The sequence below is a fragment of the Nocardia sp. NPDC005978 genome (genome assembly GCF_040614455.1).
GTDB lineage: Bacteria > Actinomycetota > Actinomycetes > Mycobacteriales > Mycobacteriaceae > Nocardia.
Window position 1 is genome coordinate 18,840 of sequence record NZ_JBEXUS010000084.1, and the last position, 18,097, is coordinate 36,936.

An 18,097-nucleotide genomic window follows, 5' to 3' on the forward strand; every position below is an offset into this window, starting at 1 on the left:
GGGAGCCCGCGAAACAAGGAGCTTCGCTATGCGACGACGTCGGTTCATGCAGGCCTGCACGGTTGTTCTGGGCGGTGCGCTGCTGGCGGCGTGCGGCACCGACGACTCGGAGGGAACGCCGAGCGGGCAGCCGGGCGACCGGGACGACGACCGCGCCTGGCTGATGCCCGAGGAGGGCGATCCGCACCGGCGCACCTGGATGGCGTTCGGTGCGAGCGCGGGCATCTGGGGCGCGGAGCTGGTGCCCGAGACCCAACGCGCGCTGGGCGCGATCGCCCGGGCCATCGCCCGCTTCGAACCGGTGTCGATGCTGGTCCGGCCGGACGACATGGCCGTGGCCCGCGATCTGGCCGGACCGGATGTCGAGCTGATCGAGGCCGCGATCGACGATCTCTGGATGCGCGACACCGGCCCGGTCTTCGTCGTCGGCGCCGGCCGCGCCGCGGTCGACTTCAACTTCAACGGCTGGGGCGAGAAGCAGGATTACGACAACGACGCCGAGGTCGCCTCGATCGTCGCCGCCCGCGCCGGGGTGGAACTCCTGCACACCGACCTGGTGCTGGAGGGCGGCGGCCTGGAGGTCGACGGTGAGGGCACCGCCATCATCACCGAAAGCTGTGTGCTGAACAGCAATCGCAATCCGGGCTGGAAGAAGGCCGATGTCGAGGAGGAGCTGTATCGGCTGCTCGGCATCGAGAAGGTGATCTGGCTACCCGGTATCGCGGGCCGCGACATCACCGACGGGCACACCGATTTCTATGCCCGTTTCGTCCGTCCGGGCGTGGTGGTCGCCGGGCTGGACAACGACCCGGATTCCTTCGACTACGCGGTGACCCGCAAGCATCTCGACATCCTGCGCGCGGCTACCGACGTGCACGGCAACACGCTCCAGGTCGAGGTGCTCGAGGGCCCCGTCGATGTTCGCGAGGAATTCGCCAACGACGATTTCGCGGCGGGCTACATCAACTACTACGTGTGCAACGGTGCGGTCATCGCCCCGGAATTCGGTGATGCCGAGGCCGACGAGGCCGCCCGCGCCACCCTGGCCCGGCTGTATCCGGACCGGCAGATCGTGCAGATCAATATCGACGGCATCGCCGCGGGCGGTGGCGGCATCCACTGCACCACCCAGCAGGAACCGGCGGCCTAGCCTCACCGAACCGGTTCGGCGCCAACCTTTTCCACGTCGTACACGTGATGCACCAGATCGTGCGCGAAGTACCGCGCGAGCGTCTCGACGGTGAACTGCGACCCGTTGCTGCGCCGAGCCACCCGGTCCAGCTCACCGACGGCGACGGATCCGTAAGCGTGAGAGGCGTTTTCGGCGGCGGTCCGCAGTTCGCCCGCCACCGTGCCCGGCCGCTGCGCCCCGTAGTTCTCCGCCAGCGCCGTGGCGTCCTGATCCCAGTTGGCGAACATGGGGATCCCCGCGTCCACGGTCACCGCCGGGTCGTAGCCGCCGATGTCCGGCCCGGGCCGGGCCGAACCCGTCCGGGTGATGTCGAGGCGGTGTTCGAAGATCCGGCACACATCACGTACGTGCGCGGCGTATTCGAGGGCGGACCAGGTCGAATCATCGGGCCGCGCGGTCGCGTCCGGGCGCCCGAGGGCGATCGCGAGCCGCTCGGCGCTGGTGCGCACCAGCGCCGGCACGGCAGCGAAGGCGATGACCTCGGGGTCGAAACCGCATTCGGCGCAGGTGCGTTCGAGGACCCAGGTCCAGTCTTTGGCATCGGGAACGATCGGCATGCCATCAATCTAATCTGGCACTATTTGATCGTCCACCAATATTCAGCCATGTCGCGCCAAGATCGTGACACCGCCCGCGGCCGTGACCACGGACGGCTCACCCCTCACTCCATCAGCTGATGCGCCTTGCCGAACAGCTCGAGGGTGATGGCGTGCAGGAAGTCGCCGACCTGCTTGGACGCCTTGCCCGCACACGCCCGCGCGTGCGTTCCCTCGAGCACGATGCCGAGCTTGAAGCAGGCCAGCACGGTGTACCAGGTGACATGACTCAGGTCGCGATCGGAGAATTCGCCGTAGTGCGCGATCATTTCCTGCGCGGTGGGCAGTCCGCCGGCCGCTCCGAGGCTGCCGATGAGCGCCGCGCCGGTGGTGCCGGGCTCGGGGCGGGTGGCGATCTGCCAGCCCAGATCGAGCAGCGGGTCGCCGATGGTGGACATCTCCCAGTCGACCATCGCCGCGACCTGCGGGCCGTCGAAGGAGAACATCATGTTCGCGAGGTGGCAGTCGCCGTGCAGGATGCCGGGCCGCCAGTGCGTGGGCCGGTTGCGGTCCAGCCACTCCCCGACGAGTTCCAGGCCCGGAATCTCCGGCCCGGGGTAGCCCTCGTTGACGCTGTAGGACTCGAGTTCCTTGAGCCAGCGCGGCACCTGCCGTTCCAGGAAGCCTTCGGGCTTACCGTAATCGGCGAGCCCGAGCGCTTCGTGATCGAGCGAGCCGAGCCGCGCGATGGCCTCCACCGCGGACAGTCCCATCTGCCGCCGGATCTCGGCATCGCCGGCGTGCAGCGGGGGGAGTTCGTTCTGCGGGTTGAAGCCGGTGATCGGTTCCATGAGGTAGAAAGCGGCGCCGATGAGCGCCTCGTCGTCCTGCGCGGCGATCACCTTGGGCGCGCGGGTGCCGGTGCCGTCGAGTGCGCCGAGAATGCGCGATTCCCGGCGGATCACGGTGTTGCTGGCGGACCGCAGATGCTTGGGCCCGCGCCGCAGCACGTAGTCGCGCCCGCCGCGGGTGAAGCGCAGCATGATGTTCTGGGTGCCGCCGCCGAGCGGGGTCACATCCTCGAATTCGCCACCTGTGAGGCCCTGCTCATCCATCCACTTACCGACGACCTCGAAATCCACGAGGTCGCGATCCACGTCGACCGGCTGCACTTCAGACATGTCCCACATTGTGCCGCAGCTGTCCATAGAAACTGAAGGCACCCGCCAGCACTAGTGGCGGCCGACTCGTTCGCGCAGGTCGGAGCCGGGTGCGCGGGCGGGCGTGGCGTAAGGTGACCGATCAAATGCGCACGCTGCTGATCGACAACTACGACTCGTTCACCTACAACCTGTATCAGCTGATCAGTGAGGTGAACGGGGTCGAACCCGTGGTCGTGCGCAACGACGAGGTGCGGGACATCGCCGCACTGAATCTGGACTCCTTCGACAACGTTGTCATCTCCCCCGGCCCCGGACGGCCCGATGTTCCGCGCGATTTCGGCATCTCGGCCGCGCTCGTCGCGAAGTCGGAACTGCCGTTGCTCGGGGTGTGCCTGGGCCACCAGGGCCTGGTGCTCGCGGCCGGCGGCGCGGTGGTGCCCGCTCCCCGCGCCCGGCACGGTTATCCCGATCGCATCACCCATGACGGACTGGGCCTGTTCGCCGGTGTGCCACAGGATTTCACGGCGGTCCGGTATCACTCGCTGTGCGCGGCCCGGCCGCTGCCGGACGCGCTGGAGGTGACCGCGACCGCCGCGGACGGTGTCGTCATGGGCGTCCGGCATCGCACCCGCCCGCAGTGGGGCGTGCAGTTCCATCCCGAATCCGTCGCCAGCGAGTTCGGCGCGGCCCTGCTGCGCAATTTCGCGGAGCTGACCCGCGAGCACCAGCGGTCGAGCCGGCGAACGCGGCGGCCTGCCGAGGTGAATTCCGTTCCGCAGCAGCGCGTTTCATCAGCGCACGGCGACGGCGAGCCGATCGTCTACCGCGTGCTGCAGGATGTGATCGAGCGGGCCGTGGACGCCGAGGCGGTGTTCGAGGAGCTGTATCGCGATTCGCCCGGCGCGTTCTGGCTGGACAGCGAGCACGTCGAGCCGGGGCTGGACCGGTTCTCCTTCCTGGGCGACGGTTCGGGCCCGCTGGCCGAGCTGGTGCGCTACCGGGTCGGCGCGGGCCACGTCGAGATCGAGTCGGCGGCGGGGCTGCGGACGGTGCCGGGCGGCGTGCTGGACTACCTATCCGGCGAGCTGAAGCGGCGGCAGATCCAATTCCCGGCGGTGCCATTCGATTTCGTCGGCGGCTACGTCGGCTACCTGGGCTACGAGATGAAGGCCGACTGCGGTGCGGCGGCGGCATATCGGGCGGACACCCCGGATGCGCAGTGGCTCTTCGCCGATCGGCTCATCGTGGTCGATCACGAGGCGGGCCGCACGTATCTGCTGGCCCTGTCCGATCCGAATGACGTTGCCGCCGCGCAGGAGTGGCTATCGGCCACGCGCGCCGCCGTCGCAACCCTGCGGACGTGGGAGAACCCTCCGGAATTGGAGCTGCGCGCCGACGAGGCCACGGTCGCCCCGCTGCTGACGCGCGGCCGGGACCGCTATCTGGCCGATGTGCGGGAGTCCAGACGGCAGTTGCTGGCGGGCGAGTCGTACGAAATCTGCATCACCGACAGCGCGTACCTGCCCGCGAACAGCGACGGCCTGAGCGTCTATCGCACCCTGCGCCGCTGCAATCCCGCGCCCTACGCGGCCTTCCTGCGTTTCGGCGAGCTGGAAGTGGCCTGTTCGTCGCCGGAACGGTTCCTCAAGATCGACCGGACGCGGACCGTGGAGAGCAAGCCCATCAAGGGCACCGCGCCGCGCGGGGAAACCGCCGCGCAGGACGCCCGGCGGGCCGCCGATCTGGCCCGCGATCCCAAGACCCGCGCCGAGAATCTCATGATCGTGGATCTGCTCCGCAACGATCTGGGCCGCGTCTGCGAGGTCGGCTCGGTCCACGTCCCGCATCTCATGGCCGTCGAAACGTATACGACGCTGCACCAACTGGTCTCGACCGTGCGCGGCCGCCTGCGCCCCGACGTCGACGTCGTCGACTGCCTGCGCGCCTGCTTCCCCGGCGGCTCCATGACCGGCGCTCCCAAACTCCGCACCATGGAGATCATCGACGCCCTGGAGACCGAGGCGCGCGGGATCTACTCCGGCACCATCGGCTTCCTCGGCCTCGGCGGCACCGCCGATCTGAACATCGTGATCCGCACCGCGGTCCGCCACGACGGCCGCTGGCGCGTGGGTGCGGGCGGCGCGGTGGTCCTGGACTCCGACCCCGAGGCCGAATACCAGGAAATGCTCTGGAAGGCAGCCGCGGCCCTGCGCGCCCTCCCCCACCTCGGCGTCCCCCCGGCCGCGCCCCTCCCGTCGGCCTGATCGGTCGCCGAAGCACCCGGGACGTCCCGGATCGCCAGGACGGCGCCCGGTCTCCGCGAAACACGGCGCGACCGACGAGCAGCGCCGCGAATTTCCGGCGGGCCTGCGCGTTCTGTCCGGCCGGACCTACCCCGATGGCATCACCGACCGGCCCAACCGGGCGGCACGGATCTCGGTCGCGCACCCACGGCGGACCAACCGTGGGTGCGCTCTCGCGCGCCTGTGCCGCGCCCACAGTGAAGCCCCCTCGTTCAAGGCCGTTGCGCCGCTGCCTTTTCTCATGGGCGGTGTTGCGCCCACCCGTGCGGTCTCGGCCGATCAGCGGTACCGGTCCCGCCGGGGCGGCGACGTGGATCATCGCCGTGTGGCGGCCTACGTGCGGCGGGCGCGCGGGGGTGGTTCGGATGGGGGCGGCGGGGTGTTGTCGCGACCGGTGAGGCGGGTCAGGAGGGAGACCCCGGGGAGCTTGTCGAGGCGGGTCAGTGCCTGTTCGCCCAGGGCGGTCAGCGACTCCAGACGGATCAGGAGCTTGTCGTAGGCCACGAACGCCGGTTCGGCCAGGGCCAGGGTGCGGTCCAGGCGGTCGATCGTGGAGTTCAGGCGGTTGACCGCGACGGTGAGATTCTCGATGAGGTCGGGGAGCTGGGCGGCCAGCTGGATCGAGGCCGGGGGCAGGCGGACGGCGGTGTCGAAGGCCGAGGTGGCCGTGACCTGGGCCGAGTCCAGGGCCTGGCCCGCGGCGGCCTGGGCCGCCTCGACCGCGGCCTGGGCGGCGGCGAGGATGTCCGCGGGGTTGGGAACGCGGGGAGTGCCGGATCTGGGCCGCGGGGGCTGGGGCTTGCGAGCGGACCCCTTGGGATCGGTCATATCTCCACTGTGCCGCAGGTTGGGGCGAAAAGGGATCAGGTTCCCGACCGGGCGTTTTCCCGGGCGGATTTCCTGTCGTAGTCGCATGGCATAGTTCGTGGTCGATGAAACTGACCAAGGGTGGCCATGCGCCGGTTCCGACATCGCTTCTGACGGTTGTCCTTTCGTGGCAATCCGATCATGAGGTGGATGCGCACGCCTTACTGCTCGCCGAGGACGGGCAGGTGCGCTCGGATCGCGATTTCGTCTTCTTCAACGCGCCGAGACACCTGTCGCAGGCGGTCACCCTGGATCAGGAGCCCGCGCCGGGCACCGCACGACTGTCGGTCTCGCTGCCCCGCACGGAATCCGAGGTGGATCGGATCGTGCTCACCGGCTCGGTGGACGGCGCCTCGTTCGGCGATATCCCCGGACTGATTCTCACCGTCTTCGACCACAACCGCCCGGCCACGTGGTTCGAGATCAACGACGCGGAGTCCGTGCGCGCCATGATGTTCGGCGAGTTCTACCGCCGCGAGGGCGCGTGGCGGTTCCGCGCCGTCGGACAGGGCTGGTCGGTCGGCTTGGCCGGTCTCGTCGCCGAATTCGGTGTGCGAGTGGATGATCCGGCGACACCGGGGCCGGTCACCCCCGGCCCGGCGAACGGCGACCGGGCGACGCGAGCGGGCTCCGCACAGCGATCCGCGGCGACGCAGCCGGGTGGGTCTACCGGGACAACCGACGCCCGGCGAGCCGACGCGGCCCAGCCCTTCGGCGCCGCAGCGGCGAGCGCGACCTCGCCCGCCCCTGCGGCGCAATCAGCGGGCAGCGCCCAGCGCCCCGGAACCGGATCGGCAACGGCCGTGCGGCAGCCGACCCCCCTGCCCACGGTCCCCCGGCGCGGCTTCTCCCTCGAACGCGAGACACCACTCGTCCCGCCGGTGCGCCCGCCGAATCCCGAACGCGCCGACTGGCATCCGCACCCGGACACCCCCGCCCACCTGCGCTGGTGGAACGGCTCGGAGTGGACCGATGCCACCCGCCCGCGCCCGCCCGCCGACGCCAAGCACTGCGCGCGCTGCGGCCGTCCGCGCCGCCGCCGCTTCTTCGGCGCGCCCGCGCCCTGCCGGGAGTGCGCGACCGAGATCGAGCAGTACCTGTCCGGCTGGCGCGGCCGCGCCGAACGCGCCCTGCGCACCGTGGGCCCGCACGGCGACGATTGGGACGCGCTGTGGACGGCCCTGCGCTACCAGCGCATCGATCGCGCGCAGGCCCTGACGCTGCTGCGCCCCCAGGCCCACGATCACGTGGAGCGCCTGGTGGCCTTCGCGTTCGCCGACGGCCGCGTCGATCAGGCCGAGATGGACGATTTCGACGACACGGTGGCCACGCTGGCGTTGCACGGCCCGCTGATCGAGGATCTGCGCCGCCGCATGCAGCGCGTGCGCACGCTCACCCGCCTGCGCGACGGCGAACTGCCCACCCTCAGCGCCAACGGCCTGCATCTGGATCCGGCCGAACAGCTGCATCTGAACGTCCCCGCGATCCATATCCGCCAGCTCGCCCGGGGCCCGAAGCACACCGAGGGCCGGTTGCTGTGCAGCAACAAGAAGTTGCGGTTCACCGGCGCCGACACCGGAACCGAAATGCTGTGGTCCCGAGTGGTTTCGGTGACGGCCGAGGTCGGCACGGTGGTCGTGGCCGCCACCTCCGCGCGCGGCGGCGCGGTCTTCGAGGTCGCCGACCCGCACCACGTGGCCGCCACCCTGGAGGGCGCGCTGCGCGTGGCGAAACGCCTGGCCCTGACCCCCGGCCGGCTCGACACCCGCACCATCCCGCAGGAGGTCAAGGCCCAGGTCTGGCAGCGCGACGGCGGCAAATGCGTCGAATGCGGCGACAGCCACTACCTGGAGTTCGACCACATCATCCCGCTCAGCCGCGGCGGCGCGACCAGCGCCCAGAACCTTCAAATCCTGTGCCGCGCATGCAATCGCGTGAAAGGCGCCCGTATCTGAGCGGCCCGCGCCGCGAGCTCGGGGCTCGAGTTCCACAACCCCGGCTCGCAGTCCCGAGCTGCGGCGTGGAGGCTCACGTTCCCGGCTCGGGACGCGTTCTGGAGAGCGTTCGGCGACCACCTTGGTGTACGTCAGCGCGCACTTGGAGGCACGGGTACGACGCTCGGCGTGCGCCCCGTATTCGCCTGACCCGGCATTCACTCCGTGGGCCGGTCACGCCGTCAGCGAGTCACGCCGTCCGCCGGTGCTGCACACAGCAGCCCCGCCGTGCGACCTCCGCGGCTCCGCCGCCCTCGGCTCGGGGCGCACCGGCCGCATCCAACCAGCGCCGCGCGCGGGTGCGGGGGAATGTGGGGAATCGGACAGGGAGTGATCAATCATGTTGAGGGGCAGGTGAAACGAACCTAGCGTCCTGGGGAGCAGCTCGGAGAGGGGAACGACATGCAGGTAGCGGTGGTCGGCGGGACGGGGACGCTCGGGTCGGCGGTGGTGCGGGATCTGGCGGCCAGGGGGCACGCGGTCCGGGTGCTGACCCGGTCCGCACCGCGGGTTCCGGTGGCGGGGACGGTGCATCACCCGGTGGATCTGGTGACCGGCGCGGGGTTGGACGAGGCCCTGGAGGGGGTCTCGGCCGTGGTAGACGCGGCAAGCCATCGGGGTCTGCGCAGCGACCGGGTGCTGGTGGACGGCGTGCGGACGCTGCTCGCCGCGGAAGAGCGCGCCCGGGTCGGGCACCACGTGGAGATCTCCATCGTGGGCTGCGAACGGGTGCCGTTCGGCTACTACCGCACCAAGACCGCGCAGGAGCAGGTGGTCACCCACGCTCCCGTGCCCTGGACGCTGTTGCGCGCCAACCAGTTTCACGAGCTCATCGACGAAATTCTGGCCGGGGCGGCGAAGTTCCGTCTGGCTCCGCGCGGCGCGCTGCTGTTCCAGCCCGTCGACGTGACGGCCGTGGCGGCCCGCCTGGCCGCTGCGGTCGAGGCGGGGCCGTCCGGCCGGGTCCGCGATATCGGCGGCCCGATCGTGCAGTCGCTGACCGAGCTGGCCGCCGCGCGGCGGACCGCGCTGGGACAGTCCCTGCTGCCCGCGCCGGTGCCGCCGATCGGCCGCGTCGTCCGACGAGTGCGCGACGCTGCGCTGTGCCTCGACGACGATGGCGAGGCGGTGTCGTTCGACTATGCCGAGTGGCTGCGCCGGCGATATGGGAAGCCGGGTCGCTGACCTGCTTTCATCCTGCGCTCCCGGCCCGCCGCGCGGTATCCGGATTTCCACCGAGATTTCCGGGTGCGACTACGTAGGGGTACCGATCCCCCGGGATCAGTTCCGCATGACCCGAACCACGGTGGGCTCGGCGCAGAACTGCGCGGTGGCCGCGCTCGCGCTCAGCCCGAGATCGTCCAGCCCGCCGGAGTCGACTACCGCGCACGTGGTTCCGGCCACCTTGCCGTCGCTGCCCTCGATGGGTCGTACCTGCGCGGTGACCACCGGATGCAGCCGGTCCTGCACGAAGGTCCAGAACTGCACGTCCCAGGCGGCGTATCCGGCGCGAGCGGAGGCGACGGTGTAGCCGGAATCGGAGGTGTCGATGCCGATTCCGCCGAGCTGCCCCGCCCGCCGGTATTCGAGCGACCCGCCGCCGGCGTGATAGATGGCGTAGGAGGCGTTCGCGGTGGCCAGGAACAGCGGAATGATCAGCTCGTCGCGCCCGTCGGCGTCCAGGTCGCGCAGTCGCGCGCCGGCCGCTGCCCGCCAGCCCTTCTCGGTGATGGTCTGCACCTGCTCGCCGTCGCTGTCGCGCACGATGATCGTGGTCAGACTGCTCGACCCGTTCGCGGCATGGCGCACTTCGAAAACCAGTCCGGTCCCGTCGCGAGCGCGCAGCACACAGTCGGGAGGCGTTGCGGCCGAACCGATATCGCCGCAGGGCGTCATCCCCGTCACCGGATCGGTATCGGGTGCGCCCGAGGTTTCGGTGGTCGCGACCGTGGACTCCGGCTCCGCCGGGCCCGTGCACGCGGTCAGCGCGACGGCGGAGAGCGCGGTCATCCACCAGACCGCCGTCTTCCGCCACATACCGCGAGAATAACCGCCGCGCGCCCGCGCGGCAGGGCGTGCGCCGCGGCCCCGGAGCCGCGCGCTCTCCTGTTCAGTGGGACGCGTGCTCGCGACCGTCCCGCCCAGCGATGACGATATGCCTAATCGAAATAGTTCTAGCTGAAGTCGAGAGGGCACGCATGCATGCCAGCGCAGCGCAGGCCGATCACCACGATGTGATCATCATCGGGGCCGGTTTCGCCGGGCTCTACGGCGTCCACCGGGCAGCCCGAGCCGGCCTGAACGTGCTGGGCCTGGAGACCGGCGTCGACGTCGGCGGCACCTGGTTCTGGAATCGCTACCCCGGCGCCCGCTGCGATGTCGAGAGCGTGGACTACTCCTACTCCTTCGACTCCGAACTGCAGCAGAGCTGGACCTGGACCGAGCGCTTCGCCGCGCAGCCGGAGATCCTGGCCTACATCAACCACGTGGCCGAACGTTTCGACCTGCGCAAGCACTACCGATTCGAACAGACCGTGACCGCCGCGCATTTCGATGACGAGTCCGGAATCTGGACCGTGGGGACCGCCGACGGGTCGCAATTCCGTTCCCGCTTCGTGGTTTTCGCCACCGGCTGCCTGTCCGCGCCCATCAAGCCGAACATCCCGGGCGTGGAAACCTTTGCGGGGGAAGAGCTCTTCACCGCGCGCTGGCCGGAGGAGGGCGTGTCATTCGCCGGCAAACGGGTGGCGGTCATCGGCACCGGCTCCTCGGGCATCCAGGTCTCGCCCATCATCGCCCGCGAGGCCGAGGCGCTCACGGTGCTGCAGCGCTCCCCGAATTTCAGTGTGCCCATTCCGAATCGGCCCTGGACCATGCAGGAGCAGGAGCAGATCCGCGCCACCTACCCCGCCCGGCGCGAGAAGTCGTACTACGCCCCGGCCGCGACACCGCATCCGAGCCTGACCACCAAGGCGCTGGAACTCTCGGCCGCCGAGCGCGAGCAGGCCATGGAGGAGCGCTGGAACGGCGGCGGCGTCCTGTTCAACAAGGTTTTCCCGGACCAGAACAGCGACCTGGCGGCCAACGAGCTGGTGCGCGAGTTCGCGGTGGCCAAGATTCGCGCGAAGATCGATGATCAGTCCGTCGCGGACGATCTGATTCCCACCGATCACCCGATCGGCACCAAGCGCATCTGCACCGACTCCGGCTACTACGAGATGTTCAACCGGCCGAACGTGCGGCTGGTGAACCTGCGCCGCGAACCGATCGAGGAGATCACCCCGACCGGTATTCGCACCGCGGACGAGTTCGTGGAAATCGATACCCTGGTCTACGCCACCGGTTTCGACGCCATGACCGGTGCGCTGCTGCGCATCGACATCACCGGCGCCCGGGGCACGAAACTGGCCGACACCTGGGCCGACGGCCCGGTCACCTACCTGGGCTTCGGCATCCACGGCTTCCCGAACATGTTCAGCATCAACAGCGTCGGAACCCCGTCGGTGATGGCCAACATGGTGCTGCATTCCGAACAGCAGCTCGATTGGGTCCTCGCGCTGATCGAACACTGTGGGGCGCAAGGCATCCGGCAGGTCGAGGCGCGCGCGGAGGCCGCATCGACCTGGACCGATCACCTCATGGAGGTCGCCGAGGGCACGCTGTTCGTGCGCGCGAACTCCTGGTACATGGGCGCGAACGTGGAGGGCAAGAAGCGCGTGTTCATGCCCTACATCGGCGGATTCGGCAACTACCGCCGATTCTGCGACACCGAGCGGGACAACGGCTACCCGAGCTTCGAGTTGACCCGCTAGCCATGGAACGCGGCCGCAGCCGGTTCCCCACCGGCCGCGGCCGCCGCCGGGCGGCTCGGGTTCCTCAGGCGGGCAGGCCCAGCCCCGAGGCCAGCACGGGCCACGACTTCTTCAGCTCGTCCTGCCAGTACCCCCAGGAGTGGGTGCCGTAGGGCGGGAAGTCGAAGGTGGCGGGAATGCCCAGCTGCCCGAGCTTGACCTGCATATTGTGTGTGCAGTAGTTGGTGGCCGCCTCCAGCGCGCCGCCGAGCGTCGTCTGATTCACCAGCCCGCCGACCCCGGGCAGGGTGTGCGGACCGTCGAGGGTGTCCCACGGGCCCGGCAGGCCGGTGCCGCTCGAGATGTACAGGTCGAGGCCGCGCAGCTGATCGGCGTGCACGTACGGGTCGTTCTCGGCCCACATGGGATCGTCCTTGGGGCCGTACATGTTCATCGTGTTGCCGCCGCCGGCGGCCACGACGAGATTGACGAAGTTGTAGCCGACCGGATCGCTGATCTGCGCGCAACCGCTGTACGCGGCAACGGATTTGTACAGTCCGGGCGCGGCGATGGGCAACTGCAGCACCGAGGTGCCCGCCATGGACAATCCCGCGATGGCGTTGCGCCCGTTGGTGTTCAGGGCGCCGTCGATGAGCGGCGGCAATTCCCGGGTGAGGAACGTCTTCCACTTGTTCACCCCGAGCGTGGGATCGCTCGCGCGCCAGTCCGTGTAGTAGCTGAACGCGCCGCCGACCGGTTGCACCACCTCGACGTTCTTGTCCCGCAGGAAGTTCAGCGCGTCGGTCTGCTGCTGCCAGGTCGCCGAATCCTCGCCGCCGCCCGCGCCGTTGAGCAGGTACAGCACCGGACGCGGCTCGGAGGTGTCCGCCGCGCGCTGCACGTCGATCTCGATGTTTCTGTCCATCGAGGCCGAGTAGACCTGCAGTCGCAGGGTGCGGTCATCGACGTGCTCGGTCGAGACGATCTTGGAACTGTTCGCGGAGACGCCCGCGGTCGGCACGGCCGGAGCGGCGGTGGCGGTACCCGCGGCGATCGGTAGCAGAACGGTTGCGGTCAACGCTACAACCGCGCCGCCCCAGATCTTCTTTGCACGCACGCGGTCTATCTCCTCGGTAGAAGTCATGTTTTCAAGCGGTAGCAACGAGGTAACCCACCCTGCCGCAGTTCACTGAGCATTTGCTGGTGCGTCGCCTGAGAGCCGCCGGTCGGGGCCGTGTTACCGGCCGTCTAGGGGAGGCGTCGACCCGGTCGGCGGCTGTCAGCGATCTGTCGGCGGGCTGTCAGCGCGCCCGGCCACTGTGTTCTCACACCGGATGAGCGGCCGACACCGAGCCGCACGGATATCGGACACGGAAGAGGTAGGGCAATGTCGAACATGTCGAACAGGGCGATCTCGAACGAAGCGATCTCGGATAGCGCGCTGTCGAAGCAGCTCGAGGCCACCGCCGCGGAGTTCGGGATCCCGGGCATGGCCGTGGGCGTGTGGGCCGACGGCCGGGAGATCTTCGCCGAGTACGGCGTGACCAGCATCGAGAATCCGCTGCCGGTGGACCGGGACACGCTGTTCACCATCGGGTCGACCGGTAAGAGCTGCACGGCTACGGCGGTCATGCGGCTGGTCGCCGAGGGCCGGATCGACCTGGACGCGCCGGTCCGGCGGTACGTTCCGGAATTCACGCTGAGCGATCCCGCGCACGCCGCCGCGATCACCGTGCGGCAGCTGCTGAACCACACCTCCGGCATGGACTGGAACCTGATCAACGACACCGGTGCGGGCGACGACGCGCTCGCGGAGTTCGTGGCGCGGCTGGCGGAGATCCCGCTGATCGCGGCGCCGGGAGCCCGCGCCTCCTACAGTCAGGCCGGCTTCAATCTGCTGGGCCGGGTCATCGAGAAGGTCACCGGGCTCACCTTCGAACAGGCCGTCACGCGCCTGGTGTTGGATCCGGTCGGCCTGGCGCACAGCGGATATGAGCGCGACAGCATCATGACGCGCCGGTTCGCGATCGGGCACGAGCGGGACGAGGACGGCGCGTTGTCGGTGACGCGCACCTGGACCGGGACCCGCGCCAACAATCCCGGCGGCGGTCTGGTCTCGTCGGTGGCGGAACAGTTGCGCTGGGCGCGTTTTCAGCTCGGGGACGGCCGGGCCGAGTCCGGAGAGGTCGTGCTGCCGGCCGCGGCGCTGCACGAGATGCGCCGCCCCACCGTCGATTTGCGCGCCAGCAGCCTGGGCGACGCCATCGGCCTGTGCTGGTTCCTGCGTGAGATCGATGGCGTCGCCACCTTCGGCCACGGCGGCTCGGCCTTCGGCCAGTTCGCCGAGTTGCTGTTGGTCCCCGAGCACGATTTCGCGATCATCGTGATGTCGAACGCCAGCCCCGACGGCATCCCGTCCAACCGGGCCGTAGTGCGCTGGGCGCTGGAGCACTACCTGGGCCTGGTGGACGGCGACCCCGAGCCGCTGCCCTTCGAGGCGTCCCGCGCGGGAGAACTGCTGGGCACCTACGACATAGACGCCATGACCATGACGGTCCTGACCGACGGCACGGGCCTGTCCCTGGAATGCCGGATCAAGCCGGAGATCCGCGCCGCCGCCGACACCGATCTCCCCCAGGATCACCCGCCCTTCCCGTTCGCCCTGCTGCCGGGCGACGGCGACGAATACATGATCACCGAGGGCTCCTTCAAGGGTCAGCGCGGCTTCTTCAGCCGCGATACGACCGGCGCGATCACCGGCTTGGACCTGGCCGGCCGCCTCTTCACCCGCGTCTGAACCGCCGAACGGGCCCTCGCGCCGCGCTTCCCGGACCCGATCAGGGTCCGGGGTTCACGGCGCCAACGCGCCCGGTACGACGCAGCGCGCTCCCGCACCCGTGTCGATGGCGGCGGCGGTGGGCGATGACGGCGCCAAATGGGGGGCGATTCGCCAGGCCGAGTCGCGATCGTCGAAACCGGCACGGCGGCAGGGTCCACACGCCCGCCATGACGCCCGGCCCTGCGAAGTCGAAGGTGTGCATCCGCGTGCGTACAGAGCAGAGGCGACCCGCACCGCGGCGCATCCGCGAACGCGCCGCGGCGACCCCTTGCCGCGCCGGTGCGCGATCGCTTCGGTTCAGGGTTCGGCGTGGGCCGCCCGCAGCTGGCCGATTGCCACGGTGCGCGGCGTGGCCGCACCGCGGTCGTAGGCGGTGCGGAACGGTTCCGAGCCCAGTCGAGAGGTGAGTTCGGTGCTGAGGGTGCGCAGCTGGGGTTCGCCGTGGTCGAACTCGCCGCGGATTGCTTCGCTCAGGCCCAGGGCGGACGCGGACCCCGTGAATTCCCCCTCGTGGAACAGGAGTTCGGCCAGGAGCTCGGCGGCGTGGGCCAGGGCCTGGGTCACCGCGGCGACGTCACCGGCGTGGAACGCGCCTTCGATCACGGCGGGAAGCAATTCCCGGGCCTGCTCCGGGCGGCGTGCGGTGAGGTGGTTGGCCAGGCGGGCTATCGAAATGCGGTTCACAGCCATGACTTCGGGTAGCGGCAGCCGCTCGATCCGCTGTTCGAGCCGGTCGAGTTCGGCCGCGGCCCGCTCCACCTCGCCGGTGCGGCGATACGCTTCGGCGCGGCTGAAGCCGAGCACCTCACGCAGCCGCGCGTAGCCGAGTTCCTCCGACTGGCGCTGTGCCGCTTCGATGTCGGCGGCGGCCCCGGTGAGGTCTCCGGCCCGCATCCGCGCGCGGGTGAGTTCGGCCCGGCTGACGAACAGGTCGTCCTCCATTCCCGTTTCCGAGGCCAGCGCCACGGCCCGGGCGAACGCGGCGATGGCCCGCTCGTGTTCCCCGGCGAGCCCGTGTGCCCGCCCGATCCCGAGCAGCACTACCCCCAGCCCCCAGCGCTCCCCGGTGATCTCGAACGCCCGCAACGCTTCTCGCCGCTCGGCTGCCCCGGCGATCGGCTCCCCGCGCCCGGTCAGTGCGAGGTCCCGCGCCAGATGCGCGCTGGCCCGCACCCACGGATCGGACCGCCCCACCGCCTGCGCGAGCTGCCGCTCGGCCAGCTCGTCCTCCCCCGCCCCCGACGCCACCAGCGAGGTCCACAGCGGCAACGCCGGATGGAACTCGAGCGCCCCCGTGCGCACACAGTCCTCGATGAGTTCTCGAACGGCCTCCGTCTCCCCGGTGGGAGCGCCCGCCATCAACCGGATGACCCGGAACGCCGCCCGCACATCCGGCGGCAACTCCAACCGCAACACGTCCCGCACCGCGGCCTCGAACCGGCTGCTCATCCCTCGAATCCCCCAGTACCAGAACAGCGCCCGCGTGAATCGGGCCGCCAGGCAACTTCCCGATTCGGCAACGCCGGTTAGGTCCGCGCCGACCACACCATCCCGCCCCCCGTTCGGCGAATCCGACACCACCGGCCGAACCGCGGGGTCGCGCCGGTGACAGGTGTCGCTCGGATTGCCCCGGCTCACCGCATGCGAGTAGTCCCCGGCGATCCCATCGGCCGACTCGCTCGCAAGCCCGGGGTGACCTCCGCGCACGGTCCGATCCGGCCGATTCTCTTCCGATTCGGCCGCAGCGAGGGCGGTTCGCAGGGCGAGAACGAGATTCGGGTGTTCGGCGTCGAAAAAGGCTATGGCGGTGAGCTGTTCGCGGGTGCGCAGGCCTGGCTCGGCCGCCTCCGCCTGCGCGAGGTAGTGGGTTGTGAAGCGCGAGGCGAGATCCTCGGCCGCCGCTGCCCGGCGGTCGGCGGCGTAGGCGCGGATGGTTTCCAGCATCCGGTAGCGGGGCTGATCATCGCCGGAGACGGTGACCAGGGATTTCTCGACCAGTGCGCCGAGGACGTAGAGGATGTCGCCGGCGGGCAGGTCCGCGTCGGCGCAGATCGCTTCGAGGGCTTCCAAGGTAGCCCCGGCCGGGAAGTAGGAGAGCCTGCGGGCGAGGAGCTTCTCCGGCTCCTCGAGCAGGTCCCAGCTCCACTCCACCAGGGCCAGCAGGGTGCGCTGGCGCGGGAGAGCGGTCCTGCTGCCGGAGGTGAGCAGCCGGAACCTGTCGTCCAGGCGGCGGGCGATCTGATCGACGCCCATGGCGCGCAGCTTGGCGGCGGCCAGCTCCAATGCCAATGGGATGCCGTCGAGTTGGCGGCAGATCTCGAGCACCGGGTTCAGGTTCTGGTCGTCCAGGGTGAAGCCGGGACGCACGGCGGCCGCCCGGTCCAGGAACAGCCGGACCGCCGGATTGCGCTGCGCGGCTTCGGGGTCCAGTACCTGGTCCGGAACCTGGAGCGGTCCCACATGGCACAGCGTCTCGCCGTCGATCGCGAGCGGTTCCCGGCTGGTGGCCAGGATGCGCAGCAGCGGCAGCCGGGCCAGCAGGTGCGCGGCGAGTTCGGCGGCGGCGGCGATCACGTGCTCACAGTTGTCCAGAACCAGTACGGCCGCGCCGACATCCAGCAGCTCGGTGAGCCGGGCGGCGCCCGCGCCGGTGGGCCCGTCCGCGGCGGCCAGCGCACCGGAGACCGCGTCGGCGAGCTGGTCGGGCGTGCCGACCTCGGCCAGGGGCACGAAGAACACCGGCTCCCCGGCCCGGCGCGACATGGCCTCGAGGGCGAGCCTGGTCTTGCCCGCACCGCCCGGACCGACCAGCGTGACGAGCCGCGCCGCCGCGAGCTGCCCAGCCACGGCGGCCAACTCCTGTTCCCGCCCGACGAAACTGGTGAGCCGCGCCGGCAGCGCACTTCCGGCGGGTTCCTTTCGCGCGGAGGGTGTTTCGAGCTCCCCGCGCAACAGCGCCAGGTGGGTGTCCCGCAATTCGGCCGACGGATCGATGCCGAGTTCCTCGCCGAGCCGCTCCCGCATGTCCTCGTAGACCGCGAGCGCGTCGGACTGCCTGCCGCCCGCGGCGAGCGCTCGAATCCGCAACGCGGCCAGCCGTTCCCGCAGCGGATGCGCAGCACCGGCGGCATCCAGATCGGACAGCACCGCACCGTGGCGGCCCAGCCGGAGTTCGGCGTCGAACCGATCCTCCAGCGCCGCGGCCCGCAGGTCGTCCAGCCGGGCCACGACCGCGCCCGCGTACGGCGCGTCCAGCACATCGCCCAGGGCGGGCCCGCGCCACAGTCCCAGGGCCTCGGTCAGCGCGGCCGTGGCCGCGGCGGCCAGATCGGAAGTGGAAACGGCAGAACACCAATCACCATCACCAAAAACAGATATACGGGCGTTTGCTTGAAAAGATGTTGGGCTGGGG

At 70.1% G+C, this 18,097-nt stretch carries 12 protein-coding genes; 6 read left to right on the plus strand and 6 right to left on the minus strand.

Annotation, left to right across the window (positions count from 1 at the left end; all coding sequences use genetic code 11):
* The first annotated feature begins 28 nt into the window (after positions 1 to 28).
* On the plus strand, positions 29 to 1,150 hold the full coding sequence (locus tag ABZ319_RS29505) for an agmatine deiminase family protein (RefSeq protein ID WP_354989769.1): 1,122 nt from the start codon (positions 29 to 31) through the stop codon (positions 1,148 to 1,150).
* A gap of 2 nt (positions 1,151 to 1,152) precedes the next feature.
* Here ABZ319_RS29505 and ABZ319_RS29510 read toward each other — a convergent pair whose 3' ends face one another.
* A complete protein-coding gene (locus tag ABZ319_RS29510; RefSeq protein ID WP_354989770.1) occupies positions 1,153 to 1,749 on the minus strand; it encodes a DinB family protein in 597 nt (198 codons plus the stop codon).
* Between the two features lie 104 nt (positions 1,750 to 1,853).
* The gene (locus ABZ319_RS29515) at positions 1,854 to 2,909 is read right to left on the minus strand and encodes a phosphotransferase family protein (RefSeq protein ID WP_354989771.1); all 1,056 of its coding nucleotides are present in this window, start codon (positions 2,907 to 2,909) and stop codon (positions 1,854 to 1,856) included.
* A gap of 125 nt (positions 2,910 to 3,034) precedes the next feature.
* Here ABZ319_RS29515 and pabB point away from each other — a divergent pair, with 125 nt between their 5' ends.
* Positions 3,035 to 5,155 (plus strand): aminodeoxychorismate synthase, encoded by a 2,121-nt coding sequence (gene pabB, locus ABZ319_RS29520; protein ID WP_354989772.1) that lies wholly within the window; start codon positions 3,035 to 3,037, stop codon positions 5,153 to 5,155.
* Between the two features lie 372 nt (positions 5,156 to 5,527).
* Here pabB and ABZ319_RS29525 read toward each other — a convergent pair whose 3' ends face one another.
* A complete protein-coding gene (locus ABZ319_RS29525) occupies positions 5,528 to 6,022 on the minus strand; it encodes a hypothetical protein (protein ID WP_354989773.1) in 495 nt (164 codons plus the stop codon).
* 104 nt (positions 6,023 to 6,126) lie between these two features.
* Between ABZ319_RS29525 and ABZ319_RS29530 the strand changes: the two genes are divergently transcribed.
* Entirely contained in the window at positions 6,127 to 8,016 is a 1,890-nt protein-coding gene (locus ABZ319_RS29530; RefSeq protein ID WP_354989774.1) for a TerD family protein, read from the plus strand.
* Positions 8,017 to 8,457: 441 nt separating this feature from the next.
* On the plus strand, positions 8,458 to 9,240 hold the full coding sequence (locus ABZ319_RS29535; protein ID WP_354989775.1) for an NAD(P)H-binding protein: 783 nt from the start codon (positions 8,458 to 8,460) through the stop codon (positions 9,238 to 9,240).
* Between the two features lie 96 nt (positions 9,241 to 9,336).
* Here the strand turns inward: ABZ319_RS29535 and ABZ319_RS29540 are convergent, their stop codons facing one another.
* Positions 9,337 to 10,092, minus strand: a complete 756-nt coding sequence (locus ABZ319_RS29540) for a hypothetical protein (RefSeq protein WP_354989776.1) — start codon at positions 10,090 to 10,092, stop codon at positions 9,337 to 9,339.
* A gap of 161 nt (positions 10,093 to 10,253) precedes the next feature.
* Between ABZ319_RS29540 and ABZ319_RS29545 the strand changes: the two genes are divergently transcribed.
* Positions 10,254 to 11,867, plus strand: a complete 1,614-nt coding sequence (locus tag ABZ319_RS29545) for an NAD(P)/FAD-dependent oxidoreductase (RefSeq protein ID WP_354989777.1) — start codon at positions 10,254 to 10,256, stop codon at positions 11,865 to 11,867.
* Positions 11,868 to 11,931: 64 nt separating this feature from the next.
* Here ABZ319_RS29545 and ABZ319_RS29550 read toward each other — a convergent pair whose 3' ends face one another.
* Positions 11,932 to 12,990 (minus strand): alpha/beta hydrolase family protein, encoded by a 1,059-nt coding sequence (locus tag ABZ319_RS29550; RefSeq protein WP_354989778.1) that lies wholly within the window; start codon positions 12,988 to 12,990, stop codon positions 11,932 to 11,934.
* A gap of 243 nt (positions 12,991 to 13,233) precedes the next feature.
* Here ABZ319_RS29550 and ABZ319_RS29555 point away from each other — a divergent pair, with 243 nt between their 5' ends.
* Positions 13,234 to 14,643 carry a serine hydrolase domain-containing protein gene (locus tag ABZ319_RS29555; RefSeq protein ID WP_354989779.1) on the plus strand — a complete coding sequence of 470 codons (1,410 nt, stop codon included), beginning with the start codon at positions 13,234 to 13,236 and terminating at the stop codon, positions 14,641 to 14,643.
* 339 nt (positions 14,644 to 14,982) lie between these two features.
* Here ABZ319_RS29555 and ABZ319_RS29560 read toward each other — a convergent pair.
* The coding region (locus ABZ319_RS29560) for a BTAD domain-containing putative transcriptional regulator (protein ID WP_354989780.1) at positions 14,983 to 18,097 on the minus strand (3,115 nt) is incomplete at its 5' end.